This is a genomic window from Nitratireductor sp. CH_MIT9313-5 (genome assembly GCF_037029545.1).
Taxonomy (GTDB): domain Bacteria; phylum Pseudomonadota; class Alphaproteobacteria; order Rhizobiales; family Rhizobiaceae; genus Chelativorans.
The window spans coordinates 12376-34733 of the sequence record NZ_JAYMER010000017.1; the positions used below are offsets into that span (position 1 = coordinate 12376).

General features: G+C 59.8%; 21 protein-coding genes. 6 read left to right on the forward strand and 15 right to left on the reverse strand.

Annotated elements, in window-relative coordinates:
* Window positions 1–17 precede the first annotated feature (17 nt).
* Window positions 18–1763 (forward strand): SulP family inorganic anion transporter, encoded by a 1746-nt coding sequence (locus WA367_RS14080; protein WP_336057411.1) that lies wholly within the window; start codon window positions 18–20, stop codon window positions 1761–1763.
* A gap of 13 nt (window positions 1764–1776) precedes the next feature.
* On the opposite strand, the gene uxuA is transcribed toward WA367_RS14080, so the two are convergent.
* Genes uxuA through WA367_RS14110 form a run of 6 tightly spaced genes read right to left on the reverse strand, consistent with a single transcriptional unit; the run spans window position 1777 to window position 10152 of the window.
* A complete protein-coding gene (gene uxuA / locus WA367_RS14085) occupies window positions 1777–3000 on the reverse strand; it encodes a mannonate dehydratase (RefSeq protein WP_336057412.1) in 1224 nt (407 codons plus the stop codon).
* 45 nt (window positions 3001–3045) lie between these two features.
* Window positions 3046–4446, reverse strand: a complete 1401-nt coding sequence (gene uxaC, locus WA367_RS14090) for a glucuronate isomerase (RefSeq protein WP_336057413.1) — start codon at window positions 4444–4446, stop codon at window positions 3046–3048.
* A gap of 6 nt (window positions 4447–4452) precedes the next feature.
* Complete coding sequence (locus WA367_RS14095; RefSeq protein WP_336057414.1) at window positions 4453–5913, reverse strand: mannitol dehydrogenase family protein; 1461 nt, start codon at window positions 5911–5913, stop codon at window positions 4453–4455.
* A complete protein-coding gene (locus WA367_RS14100) occupies window positions 5913–8291 on the reverse strand; it encodes a glycoside hydrolase family 31 protein (RefSeq protein WP_336057415.1) in 2379 nt (792 codons plus the stop codon). The genes WA367_RS14095 and WA367_RS14100 overlap by 1 nt, the downstream gene beginning before the upstream one ends.
* A 10-nt stretch (window positions 8292–8301) precedes the next feature.
* A complete protein-coding gene (locus WA367_RS14105; protein ID WP_336057416.1) occupies window positions 8302–9606 on the reverse strand; it encodes a TRAP transporter large permease in 1305 nt (434 codons plus the stop codon).
* A gap of 9 nt (window positions 9607–9615) precedes the next feature.
* On the reverse strand, window positions 9616–10152 hold the full coding sequence (locus WA367_RS14110) for a TRAP transporter small permease (RefSeq protein WP_336057417.1): 537 nt from the start codon (window positions 10150–10152) through the stop codon (window positions 9616–9618).
* Window positions 10153–10365: 213 nt separating this feature from the next.
* Here WA367_RS14110 and WA367_RS14115 point away from each other — a divergent pair, with 213 nt between their 5' ends.
* Genes WA367_RS14115 through WA367_RS14125 form a run of 3 tightly spaced genes read left to right on the forward strand, consistent with a single transcriptional unit; the run spans window position 10366 to window position 13928 of the window.
* The gene (locus tag WA367_RS14115; RefSeq protein WP_336057418.1) at window positions 10366–11346 is read left to right on the forward strand and encodes a TRAP transporter substrate-binding protein; all 981 of its coding nucleotides are present in this window, start codon (window positions 10366–10368) and stop codon (window positions 11344–11346) included.
* A gap of 32 nt (window positions 11347–11378) precedes the next feature.
* A complete protein-coding gene (locus WA367_RS14120) occupies window positions 11379–13184 on the forward strand; it encodes a glycoside hydrolase family 2 protein (RefSeq protein WP_336057419.1) in 1806 nt (601 codons plus the stop codon).
* A gap of 3 nt (window positions 13185–13187) precedes the next feature.
* Window positions 13188–13928 carry an FCD domain-containing protein gene (locus WA367_RS14125; protein ID WP_336057420.1) on the forward strand — a complete coding sequence of 247 codons (741 nt, stop codon included), beginning with the start codon at window positions 13188–13190 and terminating at the stop codon, window positions 13926–13928.
* 14 nt (window positions 13929–13942) lie between these two features.
* Here the strand turns inward: WA367_RS14125 and WA367_RS14130 are convergent, their stop codons facing one another.
* The 9 genes from WA367_RS14130 to WA367_RS14170 form a co-directional block, all read right to left on the reverse strand.
* Window positions 13943–14872, reverse strand: a complete 930-nt coding sequence (locus tag WA367_RS14130; RefSeq protein ID WP_336057421.1) for a ribokinase — start codon at window positions 14870–14872, stop codon at window positions 13943–13945.
* Window positions 14873–14874: 2 nt separating this feature from the next.
* On the reverse strand, window positions 14875–15324 hold the full coding sequence (rpiB, locus tag WA367_RS14135; RefSeq protein ID WP_336057422.1) for a ribose 5-phosphate isomerase B: 450 nt from the start codon (window positions 15322–15324) through the stop codon (window positions 14875–14877).
* A gap of 22 nt (window positions 15325–15346) precedes the next feature.
* Window positions 15347–16621, reverse strand: a complete 1275-nt coding sequence (locus tag WA367_RS14140) for a TRAP transporter large permease (protein WP_336057423.1) — start codon at window positions 16619–16621, stop codon at window positions 15347–15349.
* 8 nt (window positions 16622–16629) lie between these two features.
* Window positions 16630–17097: a TRAP transporter small permease gene (locus WA367_RS14145; RefSeq protein WP_336057424.1), complete on the reverse strand. Its 468-nt coding sequence runs from the start codon at window positions 17095–17097 to the stop codon at window positions 16630–16632.
* 55 nt (window positions 17098–17152) lie between these two features.
* On the reverse strand, window positions 17153–18145 hold the full coding sequence (locus WA367_RS14150) for a TRAP transporter substrate-binding protein (RefSeq protein ID WP_336057425.1): 993 nt from the start codon (window positions 18143–18145) through the stop codon (window positions 17153–17155).
* Window positions 18146–18169: 24 nt separating this feature from the next.
* Window positions 18170–18916, reverse strand: coding sequence for a FadR/GntR family transcriptional regulator (locus tag WA367_RS14155; protein ID WP_336057426.1), 747 nt, complete (start codon window positions 18914–18916; stop codon window positions 18170–18172).
* Between the two features lie 204 nt (window positions 18917–19120).
* The gene (locus tag WA367_RS14160; RefSeq protein WP_336057427.1) at window positions 19121–19852 is read right to left on the reverse strand and encodes an amino acid ABC transporter ATP-binding protein; all 732 of its coding nucleotides are present in this window, start codon (window positions 19850–19852) and stop codon (window positions 19121–19123) included.
* Complete coding sequence (locus tag WA367_RS14165) at window positions 19849–20523, reverse strand: amino acid ABC transporter permease (RefSeq protein ID WP_336057428.1); 675 nt, start codon at window positions 20521–20523, stop codon at window positions 19849–19851. The genes WA367_RS14160 and WA367_RS14165 overlap by 4 nt, the downstream gene beginning before the upstream one ends.
* A gap of 109 nt (window positions 20524–20632) precedes the next feature.
* The gene (locus WA367_RS14170) at window positions 20633–21376 is read right to left on the reverse strand and encodes an amino acid ABC transporter substrate-binding protein (protein ID WP_336057429.1); all 744 of its coding nucleotides are present in this window, start codon (window positions 21374–21376) and stop codon (window positions 20633–20635) included.
* Window positions 21377–21630: 254 nt separating this feature from the next.
* On the opposite strand from WA367_RS14170, the gene WA367_RS14175 reads away from it, so the two are divergent.
* Both WA367_RS14175 and WA367_RS14180 read left to right on the forward strand, forming a co-directional pair.
* Complete coding sequence (locus WA367_RS14175) at window positions 21631–21972, forward strand: hypothetical protein (protein WP_336057430.1); 342 nt, start codon at window positions 21631–21633, stop codon at window positions 21970–21972.
* 102 nt (window positions 21973–22074) lie between these two features.
* Entirely contained in the window at window positions 22075–22311 is a 237-nt protein-coding gene (locus WA367_RS14180) for a hypothetical protein (protein ID WP_336057431.1), read from the forward strand.
* Window positions 22312–22358: the final 47 nt, after the last annotated feature.

Genomic DNA, 22358 nt, shown 5'->3' on the forward strand with positions numbered 1-22358 from the left:
GTCCCTGGAGCCAGAAAATGCAGCGCCTTAGACAATATCTGCCGATCCTTGACTGGGCGCAGAGCTATGGTCGCGCCACGTTGACCAATGACATGGTCGCGGCAGTTATCGTTACAATCATGCTCATTCCGCAATCTCTTGCCTATGCAATGATTGCAGGTCTGCCGCCAGAGGTCGGTCTCTACGCCTCGATACTGCCGCTGGTCGCATATGCCATTTTCGGCACCAGCCGCACGCTGGCAGTCGGTCCAGTTGCCGTCGTGTCGCTCATGACGGCGACCGCGGTCGGCAACATTGCTGCAGAAGGCAGCGCCGATTATCTGGCAGCGGCCATGCTGCTTGCGTTTCTTTCGGGTGCGATGCTGCTGGCCATGGGTTTCATGCGCCTGGGCTTCATCGCGAATTTCCTGAGCCACCCCGTGATCTCAGGCTTTATCACGGCGTCAGGTTTGCTGATCGCCACAAGCCAACTGAAGCATGTCATCGGTGTGGAGGCCGACGGCCATACCTTGCCTGAAATCCTCTCGGGGATTGGTGAGAATCTGGGTGAAAGCAACATGCCAACGCTGATCATCGGCCTGGCTGTTATTGCCTTCCTCTACTTCGCCCGCCTGCGCCTGAAATCGCTGCTCCTGAACCTCGGCCTGGCGAGCCGTCCCGCAGACATCATCACGAAAGCGGGGCCGGTCCTGGCGATTGCTGCCACAATCCTTGCCACCGAAATCTTCAATCTGGGAGAAGCCGGGGTGAAGCTTGTCGGCGACATCCCTGCCGGACTTCCCGTCCCCGCCTTGCCGAGTCTCGACATCGATCTGGTCATGCAACTGGCCGGACCCGCCTTCCTCATCTCGATCATCGGCTTCGTCGAGTCGGTCTCCGTGGCGCAAACACTTGCATCACGCAGGCGCCAGCGGATTGATCCGGATCAGGAACTGATCGGCCTTGGCGCGTCGAACATAGCCTCCTCGCTGTCCTCGGGCTATCCGGTGACAGGTGGCTTCGCACGTTCTGTCGTCAATTTCGACGCTGGTGCCGAAACACCCGCAGCAGGTGCCTATACGGCGATCGGCATCGCGCTTGCGACCATGTTTCTGACCCCGCTGCTCGCCGGCCTCCCGCGGGCGACGCTGGCGGCAACAATCATCGTTGCGGTTCTTTCCCTGGTGGATCTTGGTGCGGTGATGCGCGTATGGCGCTACTCAAAGGCAGACTTCATAGCAATGGCTGCGACCATTCTCGGAACGCTCTTCCTTGGCGTAGAAATCGGCATCATGCTTGGCGTGGGCCTGTCGATCCTCCTACACCTCTACCGCACCTCGAAGCCGCATATGGCCGTGGTCGGTCAGGTGCCGGGCACCGAGCATTTCCGCAATGTGGAGCGTCATGATGTGCGCACCTTCCCGCACATCCTGTCACTGCGGGTGGATGAAAGCCTCTACTTCGCCAACAGCCGTTATCTTGAAGATCGCGTCGCAGCCCTCGTCGCCGAGAAGCCCGCGCTGAAGCATGTCATTCTTCAGTGCTCGGCGGTGAACGAGATCGATGCCTCTGCGCTCGAAAGCCTTGAGGAGATCAATCACAGGCTGTCGGATGCAGGCATCTGCCTGCATCTGTCGGAGGTAAAGGGTCCGGTAATGGACCGGCTGAAGCGCTCCAGCCTGCTTGAAGACCTGACCGGCGAAGTATTCCTCAGCCAGCATGAGGCCGAGCATCGGCTGGCCGACCGCCTGCCATCCATGGAGCCGGTCGCCGCCGGGAAATGATAATCGCGGGGGATCAGCCCCCGCGGCTCAACCCGAACGCCGGATGCTCCAAGGCGGTGATAATGCCGCGCAGTTCGGCGAGCCCTTTCAGCCGACCGATCGCAGGATAACCCGGCTGCGCACGGCGCTTCAGGTCGTCCAGAATGTCCTGGCCATGATCCGGCCGGAAGGGAATGGAGGCATCCTTGCGCCCCGCCTTGCGACGGCGGGCTTCCTCTTCCAGAACGGCGGCGATCAGGTTCACCATGTCGGTGCCGCCGCCAAGATGCTCGGCCTCGTGGAAGGACCCGACGACCTCGTCGCTTTCCCGCTGCACATTGCGCAGATGCAGGAAGTGTACCCGATCACCCAGACGGCGCATCATGCCCGGCAGGTCATTGTCCGGGCGCGCTCCGAGCGAGCCGGAGCATAGCGTGATGCCATTGGCAGGAATGTCCACCGCATCCATGATCGCCTTGTAATCGGCCTCGGTCGACATGATGCGCGGCAATCCCAGAAGCGAAAACGGCGGATCATCGGGATGGCAGCAAAGCCGCAGGCCCAGTTCCTCTGCAAGAGGCGCGACCTCTTCAAGAAAGGCGATGAAGTTGGCGCGCAGCTGCTCAGGCGGAATGCGGCCATATTCGGCCAGATGCGCCCTGAGATCATCAAGAGTCAGGCTCTCGGTCGAGCCCGGCAGACCAAAGGCGACATTGCGCGTCAGCTCCTGCTTGCGCGCGTCACTCATCTCCGCAAAACGCTTGTCCGCCTCTTCGCAGATCGTGTCCGAGAAATCCTCCGCCGCACCGTCGCGCTGCAAAATGTGAATGTCGAAAGCGGCAAAATCCACCGCATCGAAACGCATGCAGGTGCCGCCATGCGCCACGCGGTAGGCAAGGTCGGTGCGCGTCCAGTCGAGGATCGGCATGAAATTGTAGCAGATGATCTCGATACCGGCATCGGCAAGGTGGCGCATGCTCACCTTGTAGTTCTCGATATGCTGGCGCCACTCGCCCTTTTGCTTCTTGATCGCCTCGGAAACGGGCAGGCTTTCCACCACGTCCCAGGTCAGGCCGGATGGGGAGCCATCGCCGCGTGTGGCGATCTCCCGCTGACGCCTCGCAATCTCTTCGGGCGTCCAGACCTCGCCGGTCGGCACATGATGGAGTGCCGAGACAACACCTTCGACGCCCGCCTGCAGCATATCGTCGATCGAGACCAGATCATTCGGTCCGAACCACCGCCACGTCTGTCGCATATAATCCTCGCAACTTCCGCTCCTCGTGGAGCACGCAATCAGAAACTAGAGAAACCACCGCTTCGCATTGCGGTAGCAAATGTCCTCGATCAGCCCGCCAGCGAGATCGTAGTCAGGTGGCATCGCACCCTCTTCCATCCAGCCGCCCACCATGCGGCAGACGAGCCGCCGGTAATATTCGTGGCGCGGGAAGGAGAGGAATGAGCGGCTGTCGGTCAGCATGCCGACGAAACGCGAAAGCAATCCCATCTGCGCCAGCTGCGTCAGCTGATGCTCCATGCCATCAAGCTGATCGTTGAACCACCATGCAGCACCCGCCTGCACCTTGCCGGGCACCGATCCGTCCTGGAAATTGCCGGCCGTAGCGGCAAGCATCGCGTTCTTTGTCGGGTCGAGGCAGTAGAGGATGGTACGCGGCAGTTCGTCGGTGCGATCCAGCCGGTCGAGCAGCGCATTAAGTGCTCCGGCAATGGCCAGATCATTCATGCTGTCGCCGCCGGTATCCGGCCCAAGCGCATCGAAGAGACGCGTGCGCGTGTTGCGCAACGGGCCGATGTGAAGCTGCATGACAAGGTCACGCGAAGCATAGGCGCGGCCAAGCTCCACAAGCATCGCATTCTGGAAATCCGCAATCTCGTCTTCCTCAAGCGCACTGCCGCCAAGACGCTTCTTGAGGATCGCATCGAGGCGCGATGCGGTTGTTTCCTTGCCTGCGCGCAGGATGTCCAACCCGTGGTCGCTTGCCCGGCAGCCGAGCTCGACGAAGCGGTCGAGACGCTTCACCAACGCGTCCACCAGATCCTCGAAACCGTTGATGCTCACACCGCTGACCGAGGAAAGCTTCTCAAGATAGGCAGCGAAACCATCGGCCTCGATCTTGATGGCCTTGTCGGGCCGGAAGCTGGGCACCACCTTGAAGGACAGATCCGCATCAAGCATCGCCTCATGATGTTCGAGCGTGTCTGTTGGATCGTCCGTGGTCCCGACCAGCTCGACATTCATCCGATCAAGCAGACCGCGCGCGGAAAATTCGGGGCGACCAAGCTGTGCGTTGGCAGCATCCCAGCACTTCTCTGCCGTTTCGGGCGAGAACACCGTGCCTTCCAGGCCGAAATAGCGCCACAGCTCCAGATGCGACCAGTGAAACATCGGGTTGCCAACACATTGCGGCATGGTCTGCGCGAAGGCATCGAATTTCTGACGCCAGCTTGCCTCACCGGTGATCCGGTCCTCGCTGAAGCCCGCCCAGCGCATCAGCCGCCACTTGTAGTGGTCATGTCCAAGCCAGAGTTCGCCGATATTATCCCATTTACGGTCTTCGGCAATCTCCTGCGGTGGCAGATGGTTGTGATAATCCACGATTGGCAGATCAGCCGCATACTCGTGATAGAGCTTCTGGGCTGCATCGCTGTTCAGAAGAAAATCCGGTCCGAGAAACGGCTGCATCAGCGCTTACCCCTCTTCCGTATCGTATTTTGCGCAAGCCTGAGCAATCGCTTCTCGAACGCCCTGCCCGGTGATGGCGCGATAGCTCTCATTGATGCCGACGATGAACGCCTCGTTGCCGACAAGCGCCGGCGGGAAGATCGCGTCCAGTTTCAGGAGCGCTTCGACAAGATCGTCGCCTTCATTGCATGAGGCGATTTCCGCCAGGCGCTCGGCCAACGGGTCCGAAAGCTTCAGCGCTTCACCCTTCTCGCTCTTGCCCCCGAGATAGGCCATCCATCCGGCGACACCCAGTGCCGAGAGAGCCCATGGCTCTCCTCGTTCCAGATGGTTCGCAATCGGCGCAAGCAGGCGCTGCGGCAGTTTTTGGCTGCCATCTGTCGCGATCTGTTGCGTGCGGTGTCCAAGACGCGAATTGGAAAAACGCGCAATCAGCGCATTCGCATAGGCGTCGAGATCGACATCACCCGGCACCGAAAGCGTCGGCGCTTGTTCCTGCATCATCAGGGTACGGGCAGCCTTGCGGAACACCGCGTCACCCATGCAGTCCGAGATGGTCTCGTGACCGGCAAGCGCTCCCAGATAGGCCAGGAAGGAATGGCTGCCATTGAGCATGCGCAGCTTCATTTCCTCGTAAGGGCGCACATCGTCGACAAGCATGGCACCGGCGGCAGCAAAGTCCGGTCGCTCGCCAGCGAAATTGTCCTCGATCACCCATTGGCGGAACGGTTCGCAGACAATGCCGATCGTGGCACTGCTGCCGGAAGCCTCGGCGATCAGCTCCTTGCCCGCTTCATCGAGGGCTGGAACGATGCGGTCCACCATGGTCGAGGGGAAGGCGACATTCTCGCCGATCCAGTCTGCCAAAGCACTGTTGAGATGGCTGGCATAATCCATCACGGCATCGCGCAGTGCCGTTCCATTCTCCGGCAGATTGTCGCAAGCCATGAGCGTGATACCGCCCGCACCCGCCTCGCGGCGGCGGCGCAGGCCTTCGACAAGCACGCCAATGGCCGAACGCGGCGTCTGAGCATTTTTCAGATCGGCGCTGATTGCAGGAGCCTCTGCATCCAGCTTTCCATTACGCAGGCAATAGCCCTTTTCCGTGATGGTCAGCGTGACGAGACAAAGATCCTTCGAAGCGATCAGATCCGGCAGCGCGTCCACACCGTCACGGCCGGGATTGATGGTGCCAACCACACAACCGATGCGGCGGGCGCGAATTTCGTCGTCATCGGCCTCAACCACGAGATATTGATGGTCTTGCGCATCAAGAGCCGACAATTCGTCAGCACCCGAATTCAACCGCGCAACCACAGCACCGAAGTCACCGCCGCTCTTGTCCAGCGCATCATCGAGATATCGGAGCGTATGCGCGCGGGAGAAGGCACCGAAGCCGATATGCAGCACGCGCGGCTTCAGGTTTGAACGGTCATGAGACCAGCTTTCCTGGATGATGTTTGTCATCAAACTCTCCCCACTGTCTCGCCCGAGCGAACGCTCTGGCCATTGACCTTCAGCGGGCGTTCTTCACCTTCCGGAAGCACGAAAGTGACTTCGGAGTAGTTCGGGGTGAAGCTTCCCTTTGCCGACCAGTCGAGGTTTATTTCCTCCGTCCCCGATGCAAGGCGATAGATGCTCAGGCGGAAGTCGTTCTTCGGCGCATCAATGCTGATGCCGTCATCCTCATATTCCACGCTGGTCGCCTCGCCTGATCCCTTGTGCGGGAAGATGGCAAGCATGCGCGCGGTGTCATGAGCGACATCGGCGCGATCGACGGGATCACCAAGCGGAATGACGCTGCCCGCGCGCACGAAAAGCGGCATGGTTTCAAGCGTCACCGGCACCGCGATTTCCTGCCCACCCTCGTAATACTCGCCGGTCCAGAAATTCCACCAGCCACTGCCATTGTCCGGCAACCAGACTTGGCGTTCCTTCGCGCCCGGTTCCACCACGCTTGCCACCAGAAGATCGCGGCCCAGCATGAAATCGGCCGTCTCCTCGAAGCAGCGAGCATCATGTTCGTGGTCGAGGAAAGTCGGGCGAATGATCGGCTCGCGCTCCGAAACCGCCTGATGCAGCAGTGTGTAGAGATAGGGTAGCAGCCGGTAGCGGAAGCGGATCGCATCGCGGATGAGCGGCGTGACTTCCGGGAACATCCATGGCTCGTTGACCGTGCGGTCGTCATTCCAGGAGTGGATCGTGAAGCGCGGATGGAAGATGCCGTTCTGCACCCAGCGCACGAACAATTCCTGATCGGGCCGCGGACCCGCAAAGCCCCCCACATCGTGGCCGATATTGTAATAGCCGACCAGGCTCATGGAGAGCCCCATCGGGATATTGTAGCGCAGCGCCTTCCAGGACGTGTAGTTGTCGCCAGACCAGGTTTGCGCATAGCGCTGCAGCCCCGGCGCGCCTGCGCGACAGATGAGATAGGGCCGCTCGGTCGGCTTGTGCTCGATCTGCGCCTCGAAGGAGGCGCGCGTCATGAGAACGGAGAAGAGCGGACGGATCAGGCCGATCTCGATCGGCTTGCCGAAGCCGTGGCACAGGGCGCCATCGTCCCAGACTTCATATTCGTTGTTGTCGTTCCAGGTGCACTCGATGCCCAGATCAAGCAGCTTGGAAGTGACATTCTCCTTCCACCAATCGACCGTAGCCGGATTGGTGAAGTCGAGATGCGAACCTTCATCATCCCAGAAGATGGAACGCTCCGGCGCGTCCTTTTCACTGTCCTTGATGAACAGCCCCTTTTCCGCCACCTCGTCATAGAGCGGGTGATCCTGCAGCAGGCAGGGCTTGATGTTTGCAGCCAGATGCATCGTGGCGTCACGGAAATGCTTCGACAGCCCCTTGGGGTCGGGAACGCGATCCGTGTTCCAGTTGAACACATAGCGCTTGTCGCCAATGGCCGTGTAGCCGGATGACATCTGGAAACTGTCGCAAGGGATCTGGTGCTCCGCACACAGATCGACAAAGCCTTCCAGCTGCTCCTGCGCGTTTTCCGCATCCGTGTAGAGCATGGTGGAGCCGGAATAGCCCAGCGTCCAGCGCGGCGGGAAGATCGTGCCGCCGGTCAACCAGTTCTGCAGCTTGACCAGCTCCAGAATCGTCGGCGCCCAGCTGAAATAGAAATCGAGATCACCGTCGCTTGCGCGGTAGGAGCGAAAACGGCCGTGATAGTTGTCATACTCGTTGCCGATATCGAACCAGCTTCCCGCCAGATTGTCATAGAACAACCCATAGGAGCCGGCATCCGGCGTGCGCGTGATGGTGAAGGGCAGAACCTTGTAGAGCGGATCGGTGCCTGAGGCGTCATAGCCCATCGCGTCGAGATTGCGCATCTCGAAGCGGCGCTCGTTGCGCTTCAGATCACCCGCCTTTTCACCCAGTCCATAGACAAGGTCCTCGGCGCGGTAGTTGAGGAAATGCGCATTCCTGTTGTCACGGACGCCGGCCATATAGGCGCTGGTCCTCCGGTCGGACGCGATTGCCTTCCAGCCGCCATTGCCGTCGCTCGCCTCCCATTCGAGAGCCAGCGGATTGCGGATGGTCAAACGCAGGCTTTGGGTCGAGATGACAAGCTGCCCCTCGCCTTCCTCCAGCGTGAGTGCCGGGCAGGAAAAGCCTGACAGATCATCGCGCTTGCGCCCTTCCCAAGGCACGTCACCATCCGGTGCGATGCTCCAGGTGCGGTCGAGCCGCCATGCACCCTTGCGCTTGAGCGAGACCTTGAACAGCGCTTCTTCCAGCACGTTCACCACGAAATGGTGCCGCTCGTCGACCAGCAGCGTCACGCCGGTTTTGCTCCGCTCGAGGAGCGACCAGTTCTTCAGTGTTTTCATGTCATGCGGCTCAATAGTTCAGGAGCAGACGCGGCAGCCACAGGCTGAGCGCCGGGATATAGGTGACGGCCAGAAGCAGCGCGAAGAGCACGCCGTAGAACGGCAGCAGTGGCTTCAGGACGGAGGCGATCGATGTCTTGCCAACCGAACAGCCGACAAAGAGCGCCGAGCCGACCGGCGGGGTGCAGATGCCGATGCACAGATTGAACGTCATCATCACGCCGAAATGCACCGGATCCATGCCCAGATCCTTCACCACCGGCAGGAAGATCGGCGTGAAGATCAGGAGCGCGGGCGTCATATCCATGAAGGTGCCGATGACCAGCAGTGCCAGATTGATGATGAGCAGGATGACGATCGGGTTCTCCGACAGCGCCAGCAGCGCATCCGAGATCATGTAAGGAATGTCTGCGAAGGCCATGGCCTTGGACATTGCAATCGAAGCGCCGATCATCAGAAGCACGATGGAGGTGGTGATCGCGGCTTCAAGAAGCACCGACGGCAGGTCGCGGATCGAGATTTCGCGATACCAGACCAGCGCCAGGAAAAGCGTGTAGACAACGGCAATCGCCGAAGCTTCCGTGGCGGTGAAGATGCCCGCGATGATGCCGCCCATCACGATCACGATGAGCCCCAGCGGCGGCAATGCCCGCAAACCGGTCTCCACGATCTCGCGCCAGCTGGAACGTTCGGCGACAGGATAACCGCGCCGCTTGGCGATGATGCCGGCTACCAGCATGAGCGACAGGCCCATCAGAATGCCTGGCACATAACCGGCAACGAAAAGGGCTGCGATGGAGGTGCCGCCGGTGATCAGCGAGTAAACGATGAAGGTCGCACTCGGCGGGATCAGCAGTCCGGTCGGGCATGACGCGATGTTGACGGCAGCGGAGAAGGAACGGTCATAGCCTTCCTTTTCCTGAAGCGGGGCCATGACACCGCCAACGGCTGCCGCCGAGGCGACGGCAGAGCCGGAGATCGAGCCGAACATCATGTTTGCAAGCACGTTGCAATGCGCCAGCGCGCCCGGGAGTCGCCCACCCAGGACTTTCGCGAAATCGATGAGCCGCATTGCGATGCCGCCGCGGTTCATGATGTGACCAGCCAGAATAAAGAAGGGTATGGCCAGAAGCGTGAAGCTGTCGAGACCTGACGCGATCTGCTGCGCGACGATGAAGACGGACTGGTCGAACGTCATGAAGGTCGTGAAGGTGACGACCGAGGCCAGACCGATCGAGAAAGCGATCGGCACGCCCAGAACCATGAAGAATGCGAAGGAGCCGAACAGAACCAGCGCGTTGATATAGTCTTCCACTTGACCCTCCTAGTCGCCCATTGCGGGCGCCACGTCGCGGCCCGAAAGAATGTCGCGCACCGAAAGCGCGCAGTAGAACAGCATCACGAGCCCGGCGAAGGGGATGGCGCCGTAGACATAGCCCATCTGGATGCGCAGGACCGGCGAAAGCTGACCCGTCTGGAGAACACCGAGCAGTAGCTTGCCGCCGCCATAAACCATCACCAGCCCCGCAAAGGCGGCCACCATGCCCACGATCACAAGGCGGAGATTTCGTTCAGCTGTTCCTTCAAGGCTGAGCGGCAGCAGATCGATGGCCAGATGGCGCTTCAGGCCCAAGGTGTAGGCTGCACCGATCAGCGCCAACCACATGAAGAGGAAGCGCGCCAGCTCGTCGGTCAAAGTGCTTGGCGTGCCGAATACGTAGCGGCTGACCACCTGCCAGACCACGCAAACGACGAGAATGGCGAAGATGACACTGATGATGACACGCAGCACCGCATCAACGGCGCGCTGAACGGGCCCCGGCCCGGACGCAAAGTCCGGCCTTGCAACGGTTTTCGGCATGGAAGTCCTCCCCAACACCTTTTGCGCCCAGAACGGCGCGATCTGGGCCAAGGAATCCACGTTTGAGGAAATAGGTCAACCAATTTTCAATTGTCCATTGACTTTTGGTCGCCCAATTTGGAAAGTTCTCGACCAAGGGAGGAATATTGGCAGGCCGCATGCCCGCCAACCATCTCCCTTACGTGTTTTTCGTTCAACCGGGAGGTACCCCTTATGAAGAAGATGACCGCAATCGGCGCCCTTGCAGGTGCAGTCGCCATGCTGATGGCCGGCACGGCCTATGCGAAGACACTGAAGCTCAACCACAACAACCCAGAAGATCATCCTGTCCACAAGAGCATGGAGTTCATGGGTGAGCGCGTTGAAGAGCTGACCAATGGCGAGATCAAGATCCGCGTCTACGCAAATGCGCAGCTGGGCACCCAGCGCGAGTCGATGGAGCTCGTGCAGAACGGCCAGCTCGACATGGCTCGCTCCAATGCCAGCGAACTTGAAGCATTCGAGGAATCCTACAGCGCGCTGAACCTGCCTTACATCTTCAAGGGCGAAGAGCATCTCTTCGATGTTCTGCTTGGTGAGATCGGCGATGAGATCCTCATGGCCTCCAAGGACAAGGGCTTCATCGGCCTCACCTACTACACCGAAGGTGCCCGCTCCTTCTATGCCAACAAGCCGATCAAGACGCCGGCCGACCTCAATGGCATGAAGATCCGCGTCCAGCCGAGCCCGTCCGCCATCCGCATGGTTGAACTTCTTGGCGGCAACCCGACCCCGATCAGCTGGGGCGAGCTCTACTCCGCTCTGCAGCAGGGTGTTGTAGACGGCGCTGAAAACAACCCGACGGCTCTGACCACCGCACGTCACGGCGAAGTCGCAAAGCACTTCTCGGTGGACGAACACACCATGATCCCGTCCGTGGTTGTCATCTCCACCAAGGTCTGGGACGAGCTGACGGAAGAGCAGCAGAAGGCTCTGAAGCAGGCTGCAACCGAGTCTGCGGAACGTCACCGTGTTGAGTGGAACAAGGCCAGCGATGCAGCCATCGAGCAGGCCAAGGCCGAGCTGAACGTGGAAATCCACGAAGTCGACAAGGCCGCCTTCGCGGAAGCCGTTGCTCCGATGCACGAAGAGACCGCTGCAAAGTCCGAAAAGCTCGCCGACCTGATCAAGCGCATCAAGGCTGCAGGCGAATAAGCCTCTACTGAAAAGACGACGGAGAAACTGACGTGCTCGAGCGCTCGCATCTTGCTGAAAACGCACTGACTGCACTGCATGACGAGGACTATGACGTCCCCTTCAACACGCAGTCCCTGAACCACACCACCATGATCTTCACCGGTGGCAGGCAGGCGCGATCGCTCAACGGGCAGTACAATTTCTGCGTCGATCTCCTCGACACGGGCCTGCGGCAGAAGTGGTTTTCCATGCTGCCGCAGCCCCAGGAGGAAAAAACGGAACCGTGGGACTATGACCCTTACGAGGGTGAGACGGTGCCCGTCCCCTCCAATTGGGCAATGCTGAAGGAGAAATGGTATTTCTTCGAAGGTTCTGCCTGGTACACCCGCTCCCTCGACATGGAAAAGCTGGACACCGAGCGCCGCTACTTCCTGCGCGTGGGCGCGGCACAATATGACTGCAAGATCTTCCTGAACGGCGAGTTCCTGGGCAACCACTATGGCGGCTCCACGCCCTTCTTCCTCGAACTCACCGAACATCTGAAGGCGGGCCGCAACTGGCTTATGTTCTGCGTGAACAACACCCGCACGCTCGACCGCGTGCCCATGCGCAACACCGACTGGTTCAACTATGGCGGCATCTATCGCGAGGTTGAGCTTTACGAGACGCCAAAGACCGTCATCCGCGATCTCTTCATCCGCCTGGCCGGTGATGAGGGCTATGACCGCATCGCGGTATCAGGCGAGGTTGATGGCGCTGCAGACAATGCGCGCCTCACCATCCCCGATCTTGGCATCGACCAGAAAATTCCGGTCGAAAACGGCAAATTCAGCGCGGTGATCGAGGCAAGCCCGGGTCTCTGGTCCCCCGCCTCTCCACGCCTCTACGACGTGAAGCTTGAAGCAGGCGGCGACACCGTGACCGACCGCGTAGGCTTCCGCCGTATCGAGCGCCGAGGCACCGAGATCCTGCTCAATGGCAAGCCGACCTTCCTGCGCGGCATTTCCGTCCACGAGGACGATCTTGAAAACGGCAAGGTCACCAGCGAGGAAGACCTGCGCCGCCGCTTCGAAGACGCACGCGAACTTGGCTGCAACTATCTGCGCCTTGCCCACTACCCCCACCACGAGCGCGCAGCACAGCTTGCCGATGAGCTTGGCTTCATGCTGTGGGAAGAAATCCCGGTCTACTGGGCCATCGACTTCGAAAACGAAGCGACCTTCCGCGACGCGCAGAACCAGTTGCTCGAACTCATCAAGCGCGACCGCAATCGCGCCAGCGTCATCATCTGGTCTGTCGGCAATGAAAACCCGGACACCGATGCGCGACTTTCCTTCATGCGCCGCCTTGCGGAAACAGCCAAGGAAGCCGATCCGACCCGCCTGACCTCGGCTGCCTGCCTCATCAACCACGCCAAGCGCAAGATCGAGGACCGGCTTGCGGACCACATCGATGTGATCGGCATCAACGAATATTATGGCTGGTATGACGAGAACATCGAAGACCTGGAAGAGATCGGCCGCAATTCGGCACCCGACCGCCCGGTGGTGATTTCCGAAACCGGTGCGGATGGCGCCATCGGCGAAGGCGCGCCGGAGAGAGGCTTCTTCAGCGAAAGCTACATGGCCGATGTCTATCGCGAACAGATCGCGATGCTGCGCCGCCTTCCCTATGTGAAAGGCATATCGCCGTGGATATTGTACGACTTCCGCATTGAACGCCGGCAAAACATCTATCAGGCTGGCTTCAACCGGAAAGGCCTGATCCATGCCAACAAGAAGACGCGCAAGGAGGCCTTTTCCATACTGGCGTCCTGGTATCACGAACTGGCTGCCGGGGAACGCGAGGGGGACTGACACATGGCTGGGACGGCCAAGCGACGCTATCAGGATGTGGCCGAGGCGCTGAAGCAGGATATCGCTGCGCGCGGCTGCAAGGTCGGCGACCGTCTGCGCACCGAGCGCCAGATTTCGGAAGATATGGGCGTCAGCCGCTCCATCGTTCGCGAAGCCGTCATCATGCTGGAGATCGAAGGGCTGGTGGAGGTCCGCAAGGGCTCCGGCATCTATCTTGCGCGACTGCCAAACACCCGCCCCGGCGAAACCACCGTTGATTTCGGTCCCTTCGAGCTCCTCCAGGCGCGCCAGCTTCTGGAAAGCAATATCGCGGCACTTGCGGCGGTCACCGTCACCAAGTCCGACATCATGCAGATGCGCGAAGCGCTCGCCATGGAAAAGGCAGCGATTGAAGCGGGCAATGACGACTATTCCGGCGACGAGCTATTCCACCGTCTCATTGCCGAGGCCACGCAGAACGCGGTGCTCGTGGATATGGTCGAGGAGCTTTGGCACAAGCGCGCGCAAAGCCGCATGTGGGCAAGCCTGCACAACCGCATTTTCGACAGGACCTATCGGTCGAACTGGCTGTCGGACCACCAGGCCATTCTCAACGCCTTGCAGATGAAGGACGCCCCGGCCGCACGCCAGGCCATGTGGCAACATCTGGAAAATGTGCGCCTGACACTGATGACACTATCGGATGTCGATGACCCGGACTTCGACGGCTATCTCTTCTCGTCGGAAGCAATCGCGCCTGCCTGACTGCAGCGTGGGGATCATCCCGCCGCTGCAAGCACCTGTTCCTGCGTCGGCATCGCCGTCTGCGCACCGTAACCCTCGCAAGCCAGGGAGGCTGCAGTCACGGCAAGGCGAAGCGCCTCTTCCGGTGATTTACCCATGGTGAGAAAGGCCGCGAAGGCACCTACGAGCGTGTCGCCGGCGCCGGTCGTATCGACGACATTGGTTTTCGGTGCTCCAACGCTGTGGGATGCCCCCTCCCCGGCTCGCACCAGCATGGCGCCCTTGCCACCGAGTGTTGCGATCACGTCAACGCTTGCAGCCGCGGCAATGGCCTCGGCCAGCCCCTCGACCGGCGCGCCTGCCTTGCCACAGCCAAGCAGTCCCGCCACCGTTTCGGCCTCAAGCTCATTGACCACCAGATAGCGGGTCCCGTCGAGCAGCCCGCGCATCTCCTCTGCCGATACGGCAACGGTCGCAGGTGCGAAGTTCAGTATCACCGGCACATTGGCAGCCTTGGCGGCCGCAACGCACTCCAGATTGCGCTTTACCGGCACTTCCATCTGCATGACAACCAGGCTGGCGTCACCGATACTGGCACTCTCAAGAGCCGCATTCGCACCGCTTGCTACGGTGATGGCGTTCTCGCCGGCTTCATCCACATTGATGAAGGCGCAGCCGGTGGGCTCGCTGGACGTCACGACAGAGGTGACATCTATGCCTTCATTGGCCAGATTGTCCCGCGCAGCCCCGCCCAGCGCATCATCGCCAACAGCCCCCGACATGCGAACGCGACCGCTTTGTCCGAGTGCACGCGCAGCAGCAACGGCCTGGTTCGCACCCTTGCCGCCAAAGCTCTGCTCATAACGCGGAGATAGCACCGTCTCCCCCGGCTTCGGAATGCTGCCGACCCGACAGACCAGATCCACATTGATCGAACCGAAGACGAGGATTTCGGGCTGGCTCATGGCTATTGGCGTTCCCTGTCCATCTCATGAAGCTTCTCCACCCGGCGGCGAAACTCTTCGCTCGTGGAGAACTCTGCTTCGAGGTACGCCTTGATGAGATCGCTGGCAAGCCAGGGCCCCACGATCTGAGCGCCGATGCACATGATGTTCACGTCGTCATGTTCCACCGACTGATGGGCCGAATGCACATCATGGCAGACCGCCGCACGAATGCCCTTCACCTTGTTGGCCGCGATGGATGCACCGACACCCGTGCCACAAACCATCACGCCGCGCTCCGCCTTGCCATTCTGGATCGCGCCGGTAACGAGCTTTGCGATGTCGGGGAAATCGACAGGCTCGGCGTCATGGGAGCCCACATCGAGCACTTCGTGGCCAAGCGCCTTGATGGTTTCGATGACATGCGCCTTCAGCGGAAAGCCAGCGTGGTCGGAGCCGATAACGATTTTCATGGAATTATCCTTCGATGAATGACTAGCGCAGGAAACCGGGCAGCCAGAGAACAAGATCAGGAGTGAATGTGATGATGCCGAGGGTGATGATGAGCGGCACATAGAAAGGCGCGAGCGCCTTCAGGAGCTGCCGCAGCGATATCTGTGCGATCTCCGAAACCAGGAAGAGCGAAAGGCCCATGGGTGGTGTCAGAAGACCCACCATCAGATTGAAGATGGCGACAATGCCCAGATGCACGGGGTCAACGCCGGCCAGAACCATCGGCGGTGCGATAACCGGCACCACAAGCAAGGTGGCGGTTGTCGAATCCAGGAACATGCCCGCCACGAAGAAGATCAGATTGGCGATCAGAAGCAGCACGATCGGGTTCGTGGATAGTGTCAGGATCATCTTCGCGAAATCCTGAGGAACCTGCTCCACGGCCAGTATCCAACCGAACAATGCGGCCGCCGCAACGATGATCAGGATTGCGCTGGTGCTCTTCAGCGTCGCCAGCATCGAGTCGCGCAAATGCGCCCAGGTGAGCTCCCTGTAGACGAGCGAACTGATGAGAATGACATAGAATGCGGTGACTGCCGCAGCTTCCGTAGGCGTGAAGAGCCCCAGCATCATGCCGGCGATCATCAGCACGGGAGCCAGAAGCGCGGGCAAGGCCGGCACCAGCGCGCTCCAGACTTCACGCACGGTTGGCCAACGCGGCGCACGCGGCATCTTGTGGCGTAGCGACAGGACCGCTGCTGTGACCATGAGCAGCGCGACACAGATCAGTGCCGGTACAATGCCTGCAACAAGCAGCTGCACTATGGAAACGCTGGTCACCGACCCGTACACGATCAGCGGAATGCTCGGCGGGAAAATTGGCCCGACAACGGCTGAGGCAGCCGTCACAGCAGCGGAAAACGGTGCTTCGAACCCACGCTTGCGCATGGCCTCGATCTCGATCTTTCCAAGACCGCCCACATCGGCAAGTGCTGCACCCGACATGCCCGAAAAGATGAGCGAGGAGAAGATATTCACCTGCGCCAACCCGCCGGGAGCACGCCCGACCAGTGTATCGGCAAAGCGGAAAATGCGGTCCGTTACTCCGGCCAGGTTCATGAGATTGCCGACAAAGATGAAGATCGGCACCGCCACCAGCGGGAAACTGTCAAGCGCATAGGTCACGCGCTGGGCCAGCAGACCGAGGGGAAAGCCCTCGATCAGGACATAGCCGATTGCCGGCAACAGGATGGCATAAACCACCGGCACCCCTGCGATGAACAGGAGGAGAAACGTTATGATGAGTAGAATGCCCATTGGGAAACCTAGAGGCTGACGCTCGTGCTCTTCTGCGGCGGTTTGCGCAAATGGACGAGATGAATGATGGCGGCGAAGAAGAAGCCAAAGAACGTGGCGCCAAGGAACAGCCAGAACGGTATCTTCAAGGTCGGCGTCGCGTTGTTCAGATTGTCACCAATGGTCGCGAAAACCGCGTAGGCGATCAGTCCCGAAACAGCCACCGCTGCGAGCGAAGTGAAGAGGTTGAGAAACCGGCGAAAGGGAGCAGGAAGTGCGTTGCGTATATCGCCCATCACGATGTTCTCACCCGACGCCACCACCAGCGGATAGCTGACGAACACGACGCAGATCAGGAGAAATCGGGTAAGCTCCTCGGCTCCAATGATCGGAGCGTTGAACAGGTCCCTGAGAAGCACCTGAGCGAATGGCACAAGCACCAGCGCACCGAGCAGAAGCAGGCAGACTGTTTCCACCAACCGTCTAGCGATCTTCATTGAATTGCTCCGTATGCCGAAGGCAGGCCGCGCACGGCCTGCCTCATGGCCAGATTTACTTCACTTCGGCGATCTGCTCGATATACGGCGCGAAGTTGGGGAAGTCGGCGCGGATCTGTTCCAGAACCGGCTTGCGGAACGCTTCAAGGTCAAGACCTTCAGCTTCCGTGATCACGGTCATGCCCACACCCTTGAGTTCGGCAACCAGCTCCTCTTCCGAAGCGGTCGCCCACTCCAGCGAAGCCTGCGCCTTTTCCTCAAGCACCTTGGTGATGGCAGCACGGTTTTCCTCGCTCAGACCCTGCCAGGCCTTTTCGTTGACGAAGACCGCCAGGACCGAGTGCATGTGGCCGGTCAGCGCAACATGGGACTGCACTTCGTAGAGTTTGTTGGCGGAAATCATGGTCAGCGGGTTCTCCTGACCAACGACAAGACCCGTCATGAGGGCAGTGGGAAGCTCGGAGACCTCCACCGGCGTCGGCGTGGCACCAAAACCCTTGACCATCGACACCCACAGATCGAGCGGAACGGCACGGAATGGCTTGTTCTCCAGATCGGCGGGGCTCTTCACCTCGAAATTTGACGAGATGTGACGCGCGCCGCGATAGATGCGCCCGATGATGCGAACTCCGCCCTCGGAAATCAGCTTCTCGTTGATTTCCTGAAGTGCCGGCGAGTTGTTGGGATCGGTCGCCGCAAGCGCCTGCGCGGCATCGCGGTAGATGAAGGGTGCGTTGAAAACGGCCACATCCGGCACGATGCGAGCCAGCGAAGCGAAATCGTGGTGTCCCATGGAGATGGAGCCCATGCGAACGCCATCAACCATTTCGGCCACGCCGCCAAGCTGGCTGGCAGGGAAAACCTTGACCGTTACCTCGCCGTTGGTTTCCGTGGCGATTGCATCTGCTGCCTCGGACGCATAGCGCGTCTGGATGTCGCCTTCGGCACCCACATGTGCATATCGAAGCTCTTCAGCTGCTGCAGCACCCGACATCAGGGCAACAGCAACCGCCATGGACGCGGCGCGTCCAGCCAGTGATTTGAACATGATACTTCCTCCCGTTGATACTAACTAACGATCAAGGCCGCCCTTCGAATAGGCAGCGATGATGCTCTTGCGACGAAGCTCGTCGCCTATCGCAAAGTGCTCGCGCAGCCGCTGATCGGCCGCGTCACCGTCCCCCTCGACGATGGAGAGAAAGACCTTGCGGTGCGATTCCACGAGGTCGTTGACGATTTCGGGTGCGGTATAGGTGGTGCGCCGGCGCTCCACATGACTGCGCTTCAATAGCTCTGAGATTGCCCTGTAGAGAGTGATAAGCGCCTGACTGTGGCTTGCCCGCACGATGGAGTCATGGAAGCGGAAGTCAGCTTCACCGCCCTTCTCGGGATCGCCCAGCGTCTTGACCAGCGCCGTCAGGCACCCGCCGATCCGGTCCAGATCCGCTTCCGTGGCTCTTTCGCAGGCAAGCCTGATGGCCTGGCACTCGATGGCCATGCGCGCCTGCATGATGTCTTCGGATACATTCTGCTCCTGGGCGAGCGAGAAGGTGAAGAAGTCACTGAGAACCGACACATCCGCCTTGCCCACATAAGCCCCGCTGCCGTGACGGATATCGACGAGTCCGAGCATGGCGAGCGAGCGCATGGCCTCCCGCAAGAGAGGACGCCCCACATTCAGCTGCTGAGCCAACTCACGCTCGGCCGGCAACCGATCACCTGAAGCCAGTTCGCCGGAGAGGATCTTCTCACGGAAATAGGCCATCACACGGTCAGCACCGCTTCTGCCTTCGCTTTCGCCGGTATGGGTCTCGGCCATTTCGGTCTCCACTGGTATTACCTATTTAGAACCACATGAGATTATTTGAGTCAACGGTTAGCCTAATATCTCTAGACCCGTAGAGTCTTCGAGCGATTGAGCGCTCTAATCAATCGAAATATTCAAAAAAGTGGTATGACCAATAAAAAAAGCCGCAGCAATTTTCTGCCGCGGCTCGACCGATTTCGGTAACGTGTGTTGTAGCTACAAGACCTTGCGCAAAAAGGCTCGCGTGCGCGGGTCCTTGGGATCGGTGAAGATCTGCTCGGGCGGCCCCTGCTCCACAAATTTGCCGCCGTCCATGAAGATCACGCGATCGGCGATATCGCGGGCGAACTGCATTTCGTGGGTGACCACCAGCATGGTCTGGCGCTCGTCCGCCACCTTCTTCAAAAGCTGCAGCACTTCGTCGATCCATTCGGGATCAAGCGCCGAAGTCGGTTCATCGATCAGCATAAGGGGCGCCTGGGAAGCCATGGCGCGACCGATTCCGACACGCTGCTGCTGCCCGCCCGACAGAGCCGAAGGATAACTCCCTTCCTTTTCTGCAAGCCCGATCGTGCCAAGGATCTCGCGGGCTCTGGCGAACGCCTTCTCCCTGTCCCAGCCGCGCACCGTGGTGAGACCTTCGGCGATATTCTCGATGGCCGTCTTGTTGGCAAAAAGCGCATAGTTCTGAAAGACGAAGGAGGTCTGACGGCGCAGCGCAAGCTGCTGCTTCCTGGAAGCATTGCCAGCATCCACCTCGACATCGCCTATGCGGATGACACCCTCGTCAGGCTTTTCCAGAAAATTGAGCGTGCGAAGCAACGTCGACTTGCCCGTACCTGAAGGCCCGATGATGACAACACGCTCCCCCTCTCGCACCTCAAGGTCGAGATTATCGAGCACCGTATTGGTGCCGAAACGCTTGGTCAGTCCCTTGATGCGGATCATCGTGCATGCGCCTTTCCAAGCCGCGTTTCGAGACGACGCTGGAAGAGCGTCAGCGTCTCGACAATCGCCCAATAGATGAGAGCCACGATGATGAAGGCCTCGAAATAGAGGAAGCTGCCGGCAGCCTCCTTCTGCGTCGCGCCCATCAACTCCGTCACGCCCAGCGTGAAGGCAAGCGAGGTGCCCTTGATCATGTCGATGAAGTAATTGACCAGCGTCGGTGCGGCCACGCGGGCAGCCTGCGGCAGGATGATGCGACGCATCATCTGCGTCGTGGTCATGCCCACCGACATGGACGCTTCCCATTGCGAGCGGTCCACGCCCAGAATGGCTGCGCGAATGCTTTCGGCCATATAGGCGGCGAAATGCAGCGTCAGCCCCATGATTGCGGCCGTCACGCCGTTGATGGCGGTCAGGAAGGCCAGCACCTGTGGCAGTCCATAATAGAACAGGAAAAGTTGCACCAGGAGCGGCGTGCCGCGAAAGAAGCTGATGAAAAAGCGGGTGAATCCGTCGAGCACCGGCACATTGACCACGCGCACCACTGCCATGAGCGAGGCCAGCACAAGCGCCATCACCATGCTGACGGCAGCCATGCCGAGTGTCAGCGGCACATAGCTGAGCAGGATCGGCACGAGACCGAACATGTAGTCGAAATCAAGAGCTCTCATCGCTTCCGCCTTCCGGCTGCCGGTGCATCAGACCATATTCATGGCTTCTGCACACATAGGGCGGCTGCAGGTCCTGTCCCGCAGCCGCCCGATGTTCAAGGCATACGCCTTACTTGGTGATATCGGTTCCGAACCACTTCTGGGAGATCTCGGCCAGCTTGCCGTTCTCCTTCAGCGTTGCGATCGCCGCGTCGAAACGATCGCGAAGCGCGCGACCCTCCTCGTCATCTCGGAAAGGAAGCGCATTGCGGATCTCGGAGAAGCGCTCACCGGCCAGAGCCAGCGGCAGGGGTGATTCCTTGATCGTCTGCGCAGCACTCACGCGGTCCATGACGAAGGCATCGACACGACCAAGGGCGGTTTCCTGCGCCAGATTGCTTTCATAGGTCTTGATGTCGATCTCGTCGGCATAGGGCAGCTCACGCAGAAGCTGCTCGAAATTGGAGCCGAGATTGACGGCAACCGTGCGACCCTTCAGGTCTTCCGGCCCGGTGATCTCGCTTTCGTTCCCCTTCTTCACGACAACCTGTGCGCCGTCGATCACGTAAGGCTGCGTGAAGGCGAACTTTGCCTGACGCTCCTCGGTGATGGTGATCTGGTTTGCGATCGTGTCGATGCGTCCGGCTTCAAGCGCACCCACGAGACCCGAGAAGCTCATGGTCTCGAACTTGATTTCATCGCCGGTTTCTTCAGCCAATGCATTGATGAAATCGACCTCGAAGCCCTGCAGCTTGTCCTGTTTGACGAAGGTGAAGGGGAAATAGCCACCGGACATGCCGACCGTTACAGTATCGGCCAGAGCGGAAGTGGCGGATGCAGCCGCAAGTGCCGCAGCGAGAATGAACTTGCGCATGAGAGGAACTCCTTGGAGCGCGGAAAATCTGGAGGCCGGAAAATAGGTATGGCGCAATAAAATTCCAGCGGCCCGAAGGATGGAGACGCAAGAAAGCAAAAGCGAATTACTCCGGCCTGAAAGCGTAGGAATTCTTCGCGCGAGGCCCGTCCGAGCGAGCAACTTTATTTCGCAAAAAATCGCTCCTCCTGCTGCTGGTGCAACTGTTTGCGACCCATTATAGTGGCGACAGCCACTCCGTTTTGGACCCGATCTTGAAACTGCGCCCGCTCTTCATGCTTTTCAGCCTCCTGCTCGCCGTCAGCTTCGGCCTGCAGAGCCTTCCAGCTGGAGATTGGCCGACCACGGGCGCACCGCTTCTGCAGGAAGCCGAGCATCAGTCGCCGGCGCTTGGCGAGAAAGGTCCGACGGTGGTGAAAACCGCCGCGCGTGCGAAGTCCCCGACACCGCCTGATCCAGAAGCGATCACTTCTTTCGCAGCTCTCGTCTGGAAGAGTTCCGTCCTTCCCGAACCAGATGCGGACGGGCTCGCCTCCCCCTCGCCGGCACGCAGCCATACACGCCCCGCGCCCCGCGCTCCCCCATTTGTAGTCTGACCTGGGCCGACCGCCCGTTTCTCGACGATCACACTGCAAATTCGCGTCCTTCAATGACGGTTTGGAACTGTCTTGCGAAGACGCATAAATGGGAGCGTTCAAATGAAACGCGTCATTACCTTCTCCAGCATCGCTGGAGCCATTGCCGTCGCACTTTTCGTGTCGGTGGAATTGATAGCCGCTGCCGGAGCAGCCTTGTGGTCAATTGCCGGCCTGATGCATCTCAGCCAGCAGGCGGCAATCATACTGGCTGCCCTCTTGGGCGTGCCAACGTTATGGGCCGTCACCAAGATCTGTCAGCTTTCCTGGGCCGCGGAGACCGATCCGGAAAACAATTGATCAGTCCGCTCACATTCGCTTGAGCATGAGACAAAGGGGGAAAGTCG